A 15,194-nucleotide genomic window follows, 5' to 3' on the forward strand; every position below is an offset into this window, starting at 1 on the left:
GCTCGTCGTCATGCGGGCAGCTGCAGCGACTTCACCTGCAGATATTCCTCGAACCCGATTCGGCCCAGCTCGCGACCGATGCCTGACTTCTTGTATCCGCCGAACGGCGCGGCGGGGTTGTACTTGCCGCCGTTGATGTCGAGCTGACCGGTCTGCACCGCGCGGGCGAACGCGATGGCGGCAGCGTCGTCGGCGGCCCACACTGCACCGGACAGTCCGTAGGGGGTGCCGTTCGCGATGCGCAGCGCATCCTCGGTGTCGGTGAACGGAATGACTGCCAGCACTGGTCCGAAAACCTCCTCCTGACCCAACTCCGACTCCGGGTCGACGTCGGCGAATACCGTTGGCGCGACGTAATAGCCGATGTCGCGGATCTTCTCGGGCCCGCCCAGTAGGAGCCGGGAACCGTCGCGTCGTGCACGTTCGATGAACCCAACTACCGATTCGTACTGGCTCTGTGAGGCCGACGGGCCGATCCTGGTGCTCGGATCCCACGGATCACCCACCGGATACTTCGATACAGCGGCCTCGACGAGGTCGAGTGCTTCGCCGTAGTGGGCCTGTGGCACCAGCATCCGCGTCCACGCCATACAGGTCTGGCCGCCGTTGAGGAAGGCACTGCCGACACCGACTTTGACTGCCGTTGCCAGGTCGGCTCCGTCGAGTATGACGTTGGCGGACTTGCCGCCCAGTTCCAACGCGACCTTCTTGATCGTCTTACCGGCCAGTTCGCCCACCCGGCTGCCAACGCCGGTCGAACCCGTGAACGATACGAAGTCGACGTCAGGATGCTCGGACAGCCGTTCACCGATCACCCGGCCGGGCCCGGACACGAGATTGACCACCCCGGGCGGCAGTTCGGCGGCCTGGAGCGCCTCGACGAATTCGAACACCGACAAAGGCGCTTCATTACTGGGTTTCAGTACGACGGTGCAGCCTGCGGCGATCGCCGGAAGGACTTTGGCGACCACTTGGTAGAGCGGGTAATTCCACGGTGTGATGGCGCCGACGACACCATAGGGCTCGCGTAGCACCATGGAGTTGCCGATGCGTTCTTCGAACTCGAATGTCCGCAGTGCTTCGGCGAATCCGCGCGCGACCGCAAGTGGAACCTGAGTTTGAACCGACTGAGCAATCCGGATGGGTGCGCCCATCTCGCGGGTGATGGTCTCGGCGATGGCCGGTAGCCGCTTCTCCATGGCCTCGATCACGCGCGTGAGACGTTCGTACCGTTCGCCAATGCCGATCAAAGGGTCGAAGGCGCGCCGCGCGGCGGCGACGGCGGCGTCCACATCTTCGACCGATCCTGCGGGGACGCGGCCGATTACGTGCTCGGTCGCAGGATCGATCACCTCGATGGCCGCGGTGCTCGCGGGCCTGACCCATTGGCCATCGATGAACAACTCGTCGCGATCGTAGTTATGCATATCGGAGCTGGGCATATTGGACTGCTTTCCGTCAGGGAACGATACTGGCGCGCACGTCGCGCTTGCCTTCGGCGGCTGCGAACGCGTCGTTGATGTCGTCAAGGGAATAACACGCTGCGGCCAGCCGGTCGAAGGGCAACGTGTCTTGAAACGTGTCGAGGAATGCCAGCGCCCGGGACAGTACCGCCGGATCGTAGAGCGACACCCCGACCATGGTCTTGTTGGCGAACACGAAACGCGAGGGGTCGAACTCAAAGGTCTTGCCGATGTTGATGTTTCCGATTTCCACGTACCGTCCGAACTGACCGAGCATCTTGAGACCCTCATCGATCGCCGACGGGTGCCCGACCACCTCGACGACTACGTCGGCGCCCTGACCTTCCGTGAGCGTCCGGACAATCTTCGTCCGGTCCCTATCGGCGGGAACCTCGGTGATATCGATGATCGCGTCGGCCCCGAACTCCTTGGCGAGCTCCAGACGCTCGCGAACCCCGTCTACAGCGATGACCGTCGCGGCGCCACGGGCTTTCGCCACCGCGACCGCGTAGAGGCCCAGTGCTCCGGCCCCCTGTACGACGACGGATTCGCCGAGCTGTAGATCAACCCGATCGAGTCCGTACATCACTTGTGACAAGGCGCAATTGGCGCCTGCAGCGATGTCGTCGGAAACGTTGTCGGGCACGGTGTAGACGACGGCCCCGGCCGGAAGCAGGTAGTAGTCGGCGTATCCGCCTACGAAGTAAGGGGGCTGGTCCGCGCGCCCAAGCATGGCCATCTTGAGCTTCAGACATGCGTTGCGGCGGCCGGCCAGACAGTTGCGGCAGGTGTGGCAGGGGAAGAAATAGGGAAACACGACCCTGGTGCCCGGTGAGAGTGGACTGCCGTTCGAGTCGGTGGACACACCGTCGCCGAGTGCTTCGACGGCGCCCACCATCTCGTGGCCCAACACGGTGGGAAGTTGACCGCCGAGTCCGCGGGTGGCGAACGTGCCGTGCCAGGCATGCACATCGGAGCCGCAGATGTTGGCGCGGCTGACCCTGATGAGGATCTCGCCGTGGCCGACCGCGGGTAGGCTGACCGTTTCGATCTGGAATGGTTGACCAGGCCCGTCGAATCTTGCGATGCGTCCCTTGAACACTGTCGGCACAGTCCTTTCAGTAGCTGGTGGACCCTTCGGTGACAGCTGGATCCAGCGTCGGTCCCGAAGTCATCGAGCGCAGCTGCCCCGCGGTGACTCCTTAGAGCGCAGGCTATGTCGAGTGCGATCGCACGCGCGTAGAGCTTCCCGCCCAGTGGGCGTTACTTGATGCGTAGTGCACGCGACCTCCTCAGCGCACCGAACCCCGCTCGAGATTGAATTGATCGCGCAGCAGTCGTTTCAGCAGCTTGCCGCTGGGGTTCTTGGGCAGCGAGTCGACGAAGAAAATGTGCTTGGGAGTCTTGAACCCGGCCAGGTGGAGTCGGCAATGCGCGAGGATGTCTTCTTCGGTGAGATCAACACCCTCCCGCACAACAATGGCGGCTACCACTGCCTCGACCCATACCGGATGGGGAAGTCCGAAGACTGCCGCCTCCTCGACCCCGGAGTGCCGGTAGAGGATCTCTTCGACCTCGCGGCTCGCGACGTTCTCGCCACCGGTCTTGATCATGTCCTTCTTGCGGTCGACGACATGTAGGAGGCCGTGCCGGTCGTAGTAGCCGAGGTCGCCGGAGTGAAACCAGCCTCCGCGAAACGCGTCGGCGGTCTTGGCATCGTCATCGAGATAGCCGAGCATCAGATGCGGGCTGCGGTGCGCGATCTCCCCGACAACTCCGACGCCCAGCGGCTCATTGTCGTCGTCCAGGATCGCGGTCTCGACGTTGATCGCCGGCCTGCCGGCCGACCCCGCATGGGCATCCTGCTCGTCTGGACCGAGGGCTGATGCCAACGGAGCCATCTCGGTCTGGCCGTAGAAATTCCAGAGGCGCAGGTTCGGCAGGCGCTCGCGCATCTCGGCGAGGATCTCGACGGGCATTGCCGACGCTCCGTAGTAGCCCTTGCGCAGGCTGGAAAGGTCGACTTGCTCGAACACCGGCGAGCGCAGCAATCCGATCCACACCGTCGGAGGAGCGAAATAATTTGTGACGCTGTACTTTTCGATCGCGCGTAGGACGAGTTCGGGCTCGGGGCATGGAAGAATGATGCTCGTGGCGCCGAGGTAGATGTCGGTGATGAGGAAATTGTCGAGCTGCGCACAGTGATAGAGGGGCAACGAATGGATCTCGATGTCGGTGCTTTCCATGGAACCGGCGACGATGGAGCTGACGTAGTTGCCCATCAGGCTGCGGCTGGTGTGCATCGCGCCCTTTGGGTGTGACTCGGTTCCGCTCGTGTACATCAGCCGGATCAGCTGATCGTCGGTTACGTGGTGCCTCGGCGCCGGCGAGTTCGTCTTGAGCCAGTTGTCGAAATCCGTCCAGCCGTCGGGTGTGCTCTGCCCGGGCAGGTTGAGAGCCACTGTGGTGTCGACGACCCCGCCGAGCTGCACGGCACGGGCAGCCGTTGCCGCCAGGTCGGATTCGACGATCAAACCGGTGACCCTGCTGTGGCCGAGGATGTACGAAATCTCCTCGGCCGTGAGCATGAAATTGATGGGCACCAGCACCACCGCGGCACGAGCCGTGGCGAACGCCAGCACCGCGTACTGCCAGCAGTTGTGAGCCAACACAGCGACTCGGTCTCCGGGGGAGAAACCGTTGTCTTGCAACGCTGCTGAGGCACGATCCACCAGGCGCTCGAACTCGGCGAAAGTCAGTGTCACGTCGCCGTCGATGATCGCGACCTTGTCCGGATATCTGCGGGCCGAGCGGCGTGGAATATCGCCGAGGGCGTGACTGCGCGCCGGGGTGAGCACGTCATTGAGGCCGTCCATGTCCGGTGACACTAGGCGTCGTCCACGACTGCCGACCAAGCAACCTCCCGCTCAGTAGACATGAGCCGCACCGGTGCTCGCCGCCGATCACATACTCAAAGAGACAAGGGAGGTTCGATGACGACCGATGCGACCGCGACGGCGGCCGAGGCAGTGATGGATGCCGACGAACTGCGAGAGAACTTGCGCCAGGCCGATGCCGGGGTGCTGGTAGCGGTGCTGGCGCAACTGACCGGTGACCCCGACGTGGTCGATCGATTCGGCCCGCAGATCTCCCACGTCCCCGACCCGCCCGAGCACATCGGTGTCGCCGCTCCGGAGACTCTCGACGAGCTCGTCGACCAGATCGTCGTTGCCATGGGCACCCCGCGGCCGGTGGACGCCGTGCGCGCCGACGATCCGGAACTGTTCGGTCGGATCGCCCCACTGGCCCTGGGAACCGACGTCGATACGCAGTATGTGGGGCTGTTGCTGGAACAGGGTGGCTTCCATCCGTCGCAGCCCGTCCTGCCCCGGGCCGCCAGGCTGCCCACCGGTTTCAAGGTCGTCGTCATCGGCGCGGGAATTGCCGGATTGGCCGCCGCGCTTGAGCTTTCCGCCGCCGGAATCGAGTACGAGATCATTGATCGAAACGACGAGGTCGGCGGCACCTGGCACACCACCGTCTATCCGGGCATCGGAGTGGACACTCCGTCGGCTTACTATTCGCTCTCGCGTGACATCAACGGCGATTGGTCGAATTACTACCCGCAGGGCGCCGAATATCAGAACTATCTCGTGTCAGTGGCCGACAAGAACGGGCTGCGCGAGCACACCAGGTTCGGTACCGAAGTGATGGCTCTGAGATGGGACGAGCGTCGCAAACAATGGGAAGTCCACACCGCCTCGCCGGGTGGCAACCACGACGTGTCCTACGCGAACGTCGTGATCCCGGCCACCGGCTACCTGAATCGTCCTCGCTGGCCGGAACTGGCGGGCATGGAAACCTTCACCGGGGTGAGCATCCACTCTGCCGAATGGGATCCAGATTTGGATCTCACCGGCAAGAAGGTCGCGATCATCGGTGCGGGATGCACGGCGGTTCAGATCGTCGACGCCACTGTCGACCAGGTCCAGCATCTGACAGTGTTCCAGCGACAGCCTCATTGGGTCGCGCCACGCAAGAGATTGAGCGACGAGGTTCCCGAGCCCCGGCGATGGCTCAACAACCACGTGCCGTATTACGCCAACTGGAATCGCCTGAAGTCGTTCTGGGGGACCGCCGACAACAACTATCCTGTCATCCTGCGTGATCCTGAATGGGCCGCCGAGCACCCGCTGTCCATATCGAAGGCCAACGACGTGCTTTTGCAGATGTGCCTGGACTACATCAACCGGACGTTCGGGGCGGGCAGTGAGCTGGCCGCGAAGGTCACACCTGACTTCGCGCCATACGGTAAGCGGATCATCCGCGATCCGGGTGGCTACTACTCAGCGTTGACTCGACCGCACGTCGACGTCGAGGCCGCTGAACCCGCGCGGGTCAACGAGCGCGGCATCGTCACTCAAGACGGTCGTCAGATCGACTTGGATGTCATCGTCTACGCAACCGGCTATCACCTGGACTTCCTGTCCACCATCGATATTCGGGGTCGCAATGGGCTCAGGCTGAGAGAAGTGTGGGGGGACAGCCCTAGTGCCTATCGGGGTGGGATGGTGCCGGGATTTCCGAACATGTTCGTGTCGTCGGCGCCCAACTACAGTCCCGGTCATGGCGCCGGACACAACTTCGGTGTCGAGGTGATGGTGCATTACGTCATGGAGTGCCTGCAGTTGATGGCGCTGCGAGGGGCCGAAACCATCGAAGTCACGCCGGAGGCGTTCACAGACTACGTACGGGAGATCGACGAGACAATGGCCAAGACGGTGTGGTGTCACACCCCGACGGCACACACCTACTACCGTTCCGGCGGCGGCCGCATTGTCACGGCCTTCCCGTTCCGACTGATCGACGTGTGGCAGAGTCACCGCCGTCCGATAGAAGAGGATCTCGTCGTCGGATGAGCCAACTACTCAGCGGCAAAACCGCTTTGGTGACCGGCAGCAGCCGCGGTATCGGACGGGCAATCGCTCAGCGGCTGGCCGCCGAAGGGGCGACGGTGGCGGTGACGGCCAGGTCGTACGAACCTTCCCTGTCGACGCGGGCGGGAGAGTCGACTGCGTTGCCGGGAACGATCGACGAGACCATCGAACTCATCGAATCCGCCGGGGGTACCGCGCTCGGCATTGCCGCCGACCTCGAAAACCCACAACAGCGTGCGGGCTTGGTCGATCAGGTTGTGGAGCGCACCGGCCGGCTCGACATTCTGGTCAACAACGCCGGGTTTGCCGACTATTCGGTCATCGAAGACATGTCGATGGCCACCTTCGATCGAACCGTCGAGCACTACGTGCGTACGCCATTTGTGTTGACGCAGGCAGCCATCCCACACATGCGCCAGCAGGGTGGTGGCTGGATCGTCAATATCGGCTCGGTGACCGGGCTCCCGCCGGTGCGGCCATACCGCGAATACAACAAGGTCTCCGGCGATGTCGTCTATGCATCGGTGAAGGCGGCCCTGCACCGGTTCACCCAGGGGATCGCCGCAGAGTTGCTGGATGCCAATATCGCTGTCAACGCGGTCGGCCCGACCAGTGCAGTGCGAACTCCTGGAGCGGCCAGCCTGATACCGGACACGTTTCCGACCGAGCCCGTGGAGTACCTCGCCGAGACAGTTCTGGCGATGTGCCATCTGCCGGCCGTCGAACGCACTGGACTGGTCGCGTTCAGTCTGCACTACCCGTGGTCGCAGAACCTCACGGTGCATTCTCTCGATGGCAAAGAGCTTCTGCCACCACTGCAGCCGCCGGTGACAGCTCATCCGCACATCCTGCCCGCGGGGGTGTGAGCGGTCAGGACAGCGGGGATTGGGCGATGCTGCAGAAGCTGTGGCACACCCGGTCGCGGACAATCACGTCGGTGGTCTCGGGGTCGAACCAGCGGTCCACCACCGCCCAGTGAATCGGGTGCATGAGGTAAGGGCCCATCAGACCGTCGACGTCGGTGAACTCTTGCTCGAACACGTGGGTCCATGATGTCGCCCCGACGGAGTCGATCACCCGGCTCAGTTGCCACGCGCGGATGGTGTGCACATAGCGTGGCATCGATCGCAGCTCTGCCTCGAAGCGGGCAACGGTGTCCGAATCGGCTTCAGGCGCCACCCGCAGCAGCAGAGTCCGGTAAACCGTGCCCGGCGTACCGGTGCTGACCGGCGTGCCGTGGTAGCTCACACCGTTGACCCGCGTGACTTCCGGATCTGCCAATACCGATGCGAACTGATCTGCCACGCATCGCCATTGGCCCTCGTCGGCGAAACGCAGATGGACCAGTAGGTCGCCTCCGTTGCGTGAACCGGGTTCGGTGGCCGCCACGATCCAGCTCTGTGCATCGGTGGCCGTCGCGGCGCCGCGAAGTGTCGTCAGCAGTCGGGAGCGATGATTCGTGGTGACATCGATCAGGCGGGTGACGCTATACATCGGTCTCTCCTTGCATTCCGCACAGGGTGTCGACATCCGCGGCCGACGCGGCAACCGAACGCGATCGATCTCGCACCAATTCGGCTATGCTCGACCACCATTGGGCCAGCGACGGGTCTGGGCGGCCTTGCCAGGTCATCTGCCACCAGGCCAGCGGGTCGGGCAGGCTCCAGATAACGGTGACGGTGTTGGGCTGGTCGTCGAACCAGATCGGCGGGCTGACCAGAACGTGCTCCAGCGTCATACCGCGCTCACGCGCACCGGGCGCGTACTCGGCGAGGTATCGATCGATGAACGCCCGCGCCTGGCCGCACTGGGTCAGCACGCGGTCGATGACATAGACGACTTTCCTGACTTCGTTGTCGGCCATGCAACGAGGTTAAGGATGACATCGGTATTCCCGGCTGTGCGCTCCCGGCCAATGGGAGAGCGGCGTTGACCGCGCCCTCGGGGAGAGTGACAGTAGCGTAATGAACGACATCAGCCCAGACCCGTTCGCCCCGACTCACCTTGGCCCAATTCGGTTGCGCAACCGGATGATCAAGGCGGCGACCTCGGAGGGCAGGTCGCCGCACGGCCTTGTCACCGACGACCTCGTCGAGTTCCATCGGACCTTCGCCGCCGGCGGCGTCGGCATGACCACGGTTGCCTATTGCTGCGTGTCGTCAGAGGCCGCCAGTGCACCGGGCCAAATCGTCATGAACGCGGCGGCATTACCGGGCCTGCGCAAACTCACCGACGCGGTGCACCATGCCGGCGCAGCCATCTCGGCGCAACTGGGGCATGCCGGTGTAGTGGCGCAGAAGCGGCTGACCGGCGTGACGGCCGTGGCGCCGAGCCGGTTTGTCAATCCGGCCTCGTTCTCCTATTGCCGGGAGATCAAACGAAGTGAGATCGGCATGGTCATCGACCAGTTCGGCGACGCCGCTCAGGTTGCCGTAGACGCCGGATTCGACGCGGTGGAACTGCATTTCGGACACCTATATCTGCCGAGTTCCTTTTTGAGTGCGCTGATCAACCGGCGCAGGGACGAGTACGGCGGCGATATCGACAACAGGTCACGTTTCGTGCGCGAGATCGCGCAGCACGTTCGGGAGGTGGTCGGGAACCGGGTCGCGGTGATCGCCAAACTGGACATGGACGACGGTCTGCCCGGCAGCATCTGGATCGACGAAGCGTTGCGAACCGCGCAGCTGCTGGATGTCGACGAAACCTTGGACGCCATCGAGTTGACCCAGGGATCATCGGTTTTCAAGCCGATGTACCTGTTCCGCGGGGATGTTCCGGTGCGAGAGTTCGCCCAGGTCATGCCGCGGGCAATGCGGCCGGCGATCCGAATCGCGGGCAAATGGGCGATGGGCAGCTACCCCTACGAGGATCTCTACATGCTCTCTGCTGCACGCCAATTCGTTCCGTTGATGCGCAACACCAAGTTGATTCTGCTGGGTGGCATCACCAACTGCGAACACCTCGAAGTCGGGTTGGGGGAGGGGTTCGATTTCCTGGCAATGGGTCGTGCGCTGCTGCGTGAGCCGGATCTGGTGAACCGGATGCGCGCCGACCGCAGCGTCCGCAGCCGCTGCAATCACAACAACCGGTGCATGGTGACGGTATTCGATCGCACCCATTGCGTCCTTGACCCGGAGCAGCGCTACGGTGCCGCTGCCCCGTTGGTCCTCGAAACCCCGAACGGCTCTGCTATTACCCAGTGACCTTGTGGCCGAGTACGGTTGCCACATCGACGCAGGCCTGAGCGCGAGCACGCCTGCAGATATCGAGAGCACGCATGGTCATGAAGCCGTGAACTCCTCCGTCGAACACTCGCGTAACGCTCGACACCCCCGCGGCCCGCAGCGCTTCGGCATACGCCAAACCCTCGTCGCGGAGCGGATCGTGGCCGGCGACGAAGGTGATTGCCGGCGGCAAGCCGGCGAGATCGGCCTGCAGCGGAGATGCATACGGGTGCTCACGGTCGGAGATATCGGGGACATACTGGTCCCAGTACCACTGCAATGCGCGGCGGGGGTTGTAGAAACCCTCGCCGAACCGGCGGTAGGAATCGGTATCGAAATCGGCGGCGATGACTGGATACAGCAGCAGCTGGCCCGCCAACTCGGCGCCGCCGCGGTCACGCGCCATCACCGCGGTGACGGCAGCGAGATTGCCACCGGCGCTGTCGCCGCCAACCATGATGGCGCCTGGGTCGCCGCCCAACGTCGAAACGTGGTCGGCCGCCCAGCACGTGGCGGCGTACACGTCTTCGGCTGCGGCCGGCCATGCGCCTTCCTCGGAGGCTCGTCGATAGTGCACGGAGATCACCACGGCGGGAATGCGATTGGCGAGGTCACGGCAGAGCTCGTCGTGGCTGTCGAGATCGCAGAACACCCAACCGCCGCCATGTGCGAATACGAGCGTAGGTACGGGGCCCTCGGCGGTGCGCGGCCGATAGATCCGAACCGGCACCACTCCGGCCGGACCGGGAACGGTCGTATCGTCCATGGCGCCCACGGCTTCTGGTTGCGCCACAGGAACGAATCGAGACCGGATCGCGGCACGCGCCTGCTCGCCGGTCATGGTATGGACGGCCGGGAAACCGGAGTCCAACGCTTCGATGATGTCGGCGATCTCTGGATCGAGCCCGGCGGTCACGTCGGGTGCTGCCTCGTGATGGTTGCTCATGCCGGCTGCGGGCTACTGGCCGCGGGCGCAATCGAGGCCGCCGGTCCGCCCCGTAACGGCCGCATATGCTGCAACGCCGCCGGGACCGGGGCGCCTTCCATCGACCGCCAAACTCCGAGCGCCGCCATTCGTACCGGTGCAACGAGTTGCTGGTCCAGCGAAACGATCTGACTCATCGGACCACAGACCGAGATCGCGGCAACAGCCTCGCCGGGGTCTCCCACCGGGGCAGCGACGCAGCCGAAGCCGCGCAGTGATTCTTCGCGATCGAATGCCACGCCGTGCGCACGTACCTTCGACAACTCGTTGCTCAACTGAGCATGGGTACGGATCGAGTACTTGGTTTGTTGCCCCAGGTCGGTACCCAGCAGCTCGATGGCGTGATCGTCTGCGAACGCCAACATGGCCTTGCCGACCGCTGCGCAATGTGCCGGCTGGCGGCCGCCGACGCGCGTCGGGATCGCTGTGGCCATCCTGGCGCCCACCTTCTCCATGTAGAGCACATCAGGTCCGTCGAGGACAGCCAGGTGAACAACCAGACCCGTGGCGGCATGCAGCTTGTGCAGGATCGGGATCGCCGCTTTGTGTAGACGGTCCTGGTGCACCGCAAGCGATCCCAGCTCAACGAGGCGCATCCCCAGTTCGTAGTCGCGCCCGATACGGCGCACCCAGCGCAGTTCCACGAGTCGCTCGAGAAACCGATGTGCAGACGAACGGGGCAACCCGGTGCGCCGCACGATTTGCGCCAGGGTGAGCCGGCCTGGTCCGTCGAATGCGTCGAGAACGGCGGAGACGCGATCAATGACCGCGCTGGGCGCGTCGGCAGCGGTCTTCGTGGCGGTGGTCGCGAACTGTTCGATGGTCGCGGTCATGGGATCCTCCGCGGGCGGCGATATGACTAGTCGCTATATGACTAATAGAAATATAACTACCACAAACATGTGTCTGCTGTCACATCTTGGAGGCGCTCGCGGTAACGGTCAGGGAGGTGCCCGGCGAGTGTGCGCAGTGGACCTCACCAATCGGGCGAGGGAGCTGATGTCCAGCTGCATCCGAGGCGCTCAACCACGGGCTGCGGCGGCCCCGGCCCGGCGACCATAGAAGCTGCCGTCGCCGAGCGAGATACCGCTGGCGTACCCCCACGCCGCCAGGCCGGCAGTCGATCTGCCCGCCGCATACAGGCCCGGAATGGGTTCGCCGCTGACGTGGAGCACCTCAGCGTCAAGGGTGGTGGCCAGACCGCCGAGCGTGAATCCGCCCGTGCTCTCCCTCAGATCGATGGCACCCAGTGGCGCGCCGATCGGCCTGAGCCACTGCGGCTTCTTGTGCAGAAGCGGATCCTCGCCTCGAGTCGCACCGTCGTTGTAGGCCTCAACCGTGTGCTGCAGCGAGCCCGGAGGCAACCCGATTGCCTCTTCGAGTTCGGCCACGGTATCGGCAACCCAGGTCGGTGGCCGGAACATCAGCTGCGGTGTCGGTGAGGACATTGCCTCCTCGTGAGCCTCACCGTCGATGATCAGATAGGCGGTGTTGTCCTGGTGGTAGAGCGTCAGCTGGCCGATACGGCCCGGGTAGGTGTCCTCGGGCACATAGCGTTGGCCGCGGGCGTTGACCAGGACGCCACGCACCAACTGCTGAGGATCGGCGAAGATGGCGACCTCGGTGGCGTCCATGTGTGCGAGATCGGCGCCCAGCGCCTGCGCCATACGAATAGCTCGTCCGTCGTGCTGCTCGATCGACGCTGCCGGACGACCCGCGATGCGCGGAGCGTACTGCGCCACCATGGAGTCGTTGTATGCGAAGCTGCCGGTTGCCAGCACGACCCCGCGCCGCGCTCGAATCGCGACCGGGTTGCCGAAGCGGCGGGCGGTGAGGCCGACGACTCGCCCTCCGGTATCGACGACGAGCCGCTGAACACGGACGTCGTAGAGGGCCCGCGTCCCCGCCGCCGTCGCCGTCTCGACGAGCGGCTTCATCAACATGTAGCCGGCGCTGGCCTCACCTTGCTTCTTGCCGGACATCTGTGGCACGTGACCGCGGGGGGCGGGCCGCGCCACGGTGTTGAACGGGAAGGAGTTCTCTCCGCCGCTGAACATCAAACCCTGGTCACCCATCGGCTCCCAGCCGGGCTCACCGAAGAACTCCGCCTTGAATGGCACACCGCAACCGACCAGCCAGTCGAAATGCGCGACGCTGTGTTCGCAGTAGTCGGCGATGCGCTCGCTGTCAGCTCCCGGACCCATGGCCACATTCAGGAATGCGGCCATATCTTCCACGGAATCGTCGAAACCGCACGCGGTCTGGAGTGCCGTACCGCCGCCGAGGTAGATGAATCCGCCCGCCATCGCTGCGGCCCCGCCCCACGAGCCGGTCCTTTCCAGCACCAGCACGTCGGCGCCGCCACGTGCCGCCTCGACCGCCGCGGAGGCACCGGCGACGCCATAGCCTGCGATGACAACATCGGCTTCGTGATCCCAGCCGGCGATGTCGCCCACCGCAACTGGAACGACGTCGGTGTTCACGGGCGCATGGCCGCGGGCAGATCAGATACCCACTCGTGGCCCCAGTAACTGTCGGCCGTGATTTCTTCGGCGGTGTAATAGGTTTCGTCGACGCGCGTACCTTCGGTGCCGAACTCGACGTCCCAATCGCCGGGCGCACGCACATAGAACGACACCATCTTGTCGTTGGTGTGCCGCCCGAGTGTCGACGACAACTGGAAGCCGTCCTTGTTCACGCGGTCCAGGGCCTGGCCGACTGCGTCGAGGGTGTCGACCTCGACCATGAGATGGATCAACCCGGGGTCGCGCAGGTTCGACGCCGGGCAGATGGCCAGGCTGTGGTGACGCTGATTGACACCCATGAACCGCACCCGTACCGGCCCGAATTCTGGTGGCACCGGCACCCGGAACGCGCCGCGCGACTTGAACCCGAGTACCTGCGTATAGAACTCGAACAATCCGTTGACGTCCAATGCAGGCAGCACCACGTGGCCCAGCCCCTGTTCACCGGTGACGAACTTGGCGCCGAACGGTGTCACCACGGGACTGTGATCGAGTACCGCGCCGTGGAATACCTCCAGCGAGGTGCCGGCGGGATCGTCGAATGCGATGACCTCTTCAACGCGTCGGGCATCGGCCTCCGCCAGTGACAGTTCCTTGTACGGAACGCCGGCGGCGTCAAGCGCACTCTTGAGTTCCTCAAGGTCCGCGTGGTCGCGAACCTCCCAGCCGACGGTGACGATCTTGTCGGTATCGCCCGGCGTGACGATGATCCTGGCGGCGCGCTCGTCCATGCGCAGGTACAGCGTCGCGGGATCGGGCCCGCCGCCTTCCGCGAAACCCAATACGCCGAAGGCGAAATGGCGCCACCGCTCGATATCGGTCGCCTGGACGGTCACGTAGCCCAGGCTCTTGATCAAGGCCATTGCGCTTCCCCTCAGATCATCGCCCGCAGCGGACCCTGGGGGTCCACACCGAGCGAGCTCAATGCCGATGCGTGATAAACGGTGCCGGGAACGTGGATCGCATGCGCCTGCCCCACGTGGACGTCGCGCCAATAGCGCTGCAGTGGTTTGTCCATCCGCGCTGCGTTCCCGCCGCACCTGGCGAAGATCTCGTCGACCGCCGACACCGCCCGCCACACGGCACGTACCTGCGTGCGTCGTCCCGCGGCCCGGTCCTCGAACGACACCTCCTCGCCGGCGTCGACCATGTCGTAGATGCGGTCGGCATTGGCGAGCAGTTCCTGACGCGCCGCGTTGATGTCGGCGGCCGCCTCACCGATGGCGTACATGACATAGGGATCGTCCTTGATCGCGACACCGCTGGAGTTGACGCGCTCGCGCTGGTAGTCGAGAGCGGCGGCCAGTGCACCCTCGGCGATACCGATGGTCGCCGAAGAAATGCCGAGCGGGAACATGGTCGACCACGGCATGAGGTAGAGCGTCTCGGTCATACCGGCTTCGCGTTGGGCGGTGCCGTCCATCACCTTCATCGCGTCCATCGTCCGGTACGACGGCACGAACGCATCCTTGACGATGACATCCTTGGAGCCGGTACCGCGCAGGCCGACAACATCCCAGGAGTCCTCGACGATCTCATAATCCTTGCGGGGCAGGATCATATGCAGCATCTGCGGGGGCATGAGCGGCTTGCCGTCTGCATCGCCGATCATGGCTCCGAGGAAGATCCAGTCACAGTGGTCGGTGCCGGAGCTGAACTGCCACCGGCCGTTGAAGATATAGCCGCCCTCGACCGGTTTGGCCACGCCCTGCGGTGCATAGGGAGAGGCCACCCAGGTGTCGATGTCGTCGGCCCAGATCTCCTCCCCGACACGGGGATCGGCGTATGCCAACTGGTACGGATGTACGCCCACGACACCGTTGATCCACCCGGCGGAGGGATCCAGGGCCGCGGTGGCCATCACAGTTTCTGCGAACTCGCGCGGGTGAACCTCAAGTCCGCCATGCCGTTTCGGCTGCAGCAGCCGTATGGAGCCCACCTGCTTCATGGTCTTGACCGTGTCGTCGGTCAACTTACCGATCTTCTCCGCCTCGGCGGCCTGTCCGCGGAGCTGCTCGGCCAGCTCCGCGATACTGTCGATCACCCGTTTCGTCATG

13 protein-coding genes are annotated in these 15,194 nt (G+C 64.2%); 3 read left to right on the forward strand and 10 right to left on the reverse strand.

Going from position 1 to position 15,194, the window contains the following annotated elements; genetic code table 11:
* Positions 1 to 8: 8 nt before the first annotated feature.
* The 3 genes from RMCB_RS19800 to RMCB_RS19810 all read right to left on the reverse strand — a co-directional run bounded on the left by RMCB_RS19800 (position 9) and on the right by RMCB_RS19810 (position 4,339).
* The gene (locus RMCB_RS19800) at positions 9 to 1,427 is read right to left on the reverse strand and encodes an aldehyde dehydrogenase family protein (RefSeq protein WP_062830151.1); all 1,419 of its coding nucleotides are present in this window, start codon (positions 1,425 to 1,427) and stop codon (positions 9 to 11) included.
* A gap of 31 nt (positions 1,428 to 1,458) precedes the next feature.
* Positions 1,459 to 2,565, reverse strand: a complete 1,107-nt coding sequence (locus RMCB_RS19805) for a zinc-binding dehydrogenase (RefSeq protein WP_062830152.1) — start codon at positions 2,563 to 2,565, stop codon at positions 1,459 to 1,461.
* Between the two features lie 190 nt (positions 2,566 to 2,755).
* Positions 2,756 to 4,339 carry an acyl-CoA synthetase gene (locus RMCB_RS19810; protein WP_062830153.1) on the reverse strand — a complete coding sequence of 528 codons (1,584 nt, stop codon included), beginning with the start codon at positions 4,337 to 4,339 and terminating at the stop codon, positions 2,756 to 2,758.
* 117 nt (positions 4,340 to 4,456) lie between these two features.
* Between RMCB_RS19810 and RMCB_RS19815 the strand changes: the two genes are divergently transcribed.
* Entirely contained in the window at positions 4,457 to 6,382 is a 1,926-nt protein-coding gene (locus RMCB_RS19815; RefSeq protein ID WP_062830154.1) for a flavin-containing monooxygenase, read from the forward strand.
* The gene (locus tag RMCB_RS19820) at positions 6,379 to 7,266 is read left to right on the forward strand and encodes an SDR family NAD(P)-dependent oxidoreductase (protein WP_062830155.1); all 888 of its coding nucleotides are present in this window, start codon (positions 6,379 to 6,381) and stop codon (positions 7,264 to 7,266) included. The genes RMCB_RS19815 and RMCB_RS19820 overlap by 4 nt, the downstream gene beginning before the upstream one ends.
* A 4-nt stretch (positions 7,267 to 7,270) precedes the next feature.
* Here the strand turns inward: RMCB_RS19820 and RMCB_RS19825 are convergent, their stop codons facing one another.
* Positions 7,271 to 7,894: a Dabb family protein gene (locus tag RMCB_RS19825; protein WP_062830156.1), complete on the reverse strand. Its 624-nt coding sequence runs from the start codon at positions 7,892 to 7,894 to the stop codon at positions 7,271 to 7,273.
* Complete coding sequence (locus tag RMCB_RS19830) at positions 7,887 to 8,264, reverse strand: hypothetical protein (RefSeq protein WP_062830157.1); 378 nt, start codon at positions 8,262 to 8,264, stop codon at positions 7,887 to 7,889. Before RMCB_RS19830 ends, RMCB_RS19825 begins: the two co-directional genes overlap by 8 nt.
* Positions 8,265 to 8,364: 100 nt before the next feature.
* Here RMCB_RS19830 and RMCB_RS19835 point away from each other — a divergent pair, with 100 nt between their 5' ends.
* Positions 8,365 to 9,606, forward strand: a complete 1,242-nt coding sequence (locus RMCB_RS19835; RefSeq protein WP_062830158.1) for an NADH:flavin oxidoreductase — start codon at positions 8,365 to 8,367, stop codon at positions 9,604 to 9,606.
* Here the strand turns inward: RMCB_RS19835 and RMCB_RS19840 are convergent.
* The 5 genes from RMCB_RS19840 to RMCB_RS19860 all read right to left on the reverse strand — a co-directional run bounded on the left by RMCB_RS19840 (position 9,596) and on the right by RMCB_RS19860 (position 15,193).
* Complete coding sequence (locus tag RMCB_RS19840) at positions 9,596 to 10,573, reverse strand: LipP1 family hormone-sensitive lipase (protein ID WP_062830159.1); 978 nt, start codon at positions 10,571 to 10,573, stop codon at positions 9,596 to 9,598. The two genes, RMCB_RS19835 and RMCB_RS19840, sit on opposite strands and share 11 nt — an antisense overlap.
* Positions 10,570 to 11,445, reverse strand: a complete 876-nt coding sequence (locus RMCB_RS19845; protein ID WP_062830160.1) for an IclR family transcriptional regulator — start codon at positions 11,443 to 11,445, stop codon at positions 10,570 to 10,572. The genes RMCB_RS19840 and RMCB_RS19845 overlap by 4 nt, the downstream gene beginning before the upstream one ends.
* A 189-nt stretch (positions 11,446 to 11,634) precedes the next feature.
* Entirely contained in the window at positions 11,635 to 13,095 is a 1,461-nt protein-coding gene (locus RMCB_RS19850; RefSeq protein WP_062830161.1) for an FAD-dependent oxidoreductase, read from the reverse strand.
* The gene (gene bphC, locus RMCB_RS19855; RefSeq protein ID WP_062830162.1) at positions 13,092 to 14,000 is read right to left on the reverse strand and encodes a biphenyl-2,3-diol 1,2-dioxygenase; all 909 of its coding nucleotides are present in this window, start codon (positions 13,998 to 14,000) and stop codon (positions 13,092 to 13,094) included. Before bphC ends, RMCB_RS19850 begins: the two co-directional genes overlap by 4 nt.
* 11 nt (positions 14,001 to 14,011) lie before the next feature.
* The gene (locus RMCB_RS19860; protein ID WP_062830163.1) at positions 14,012 to 15,193 is read right to left on the reverse strand and encodes an acyl-CoA dehydrogenase family protein; all 1,182 of its coding nucleotides are present in this window, start codon (positions 15,191 to 15,193) and stop codon (positions 14,012 to 14,014) included.
* Between the last annotated feature and the right edge of the window lies 1 nt (position 15,194).

The sequence above is a fragment of the Mycolicibacterium brisbanense genome (assembly GCF_001570425.1).
Classification (GTDB): Bacteria; Actinomycetota; Actinomycetes; order Mycobacteriales; family Mycobacteriaceae; genus Mycobacterium; species Mycobacterium brisbanense.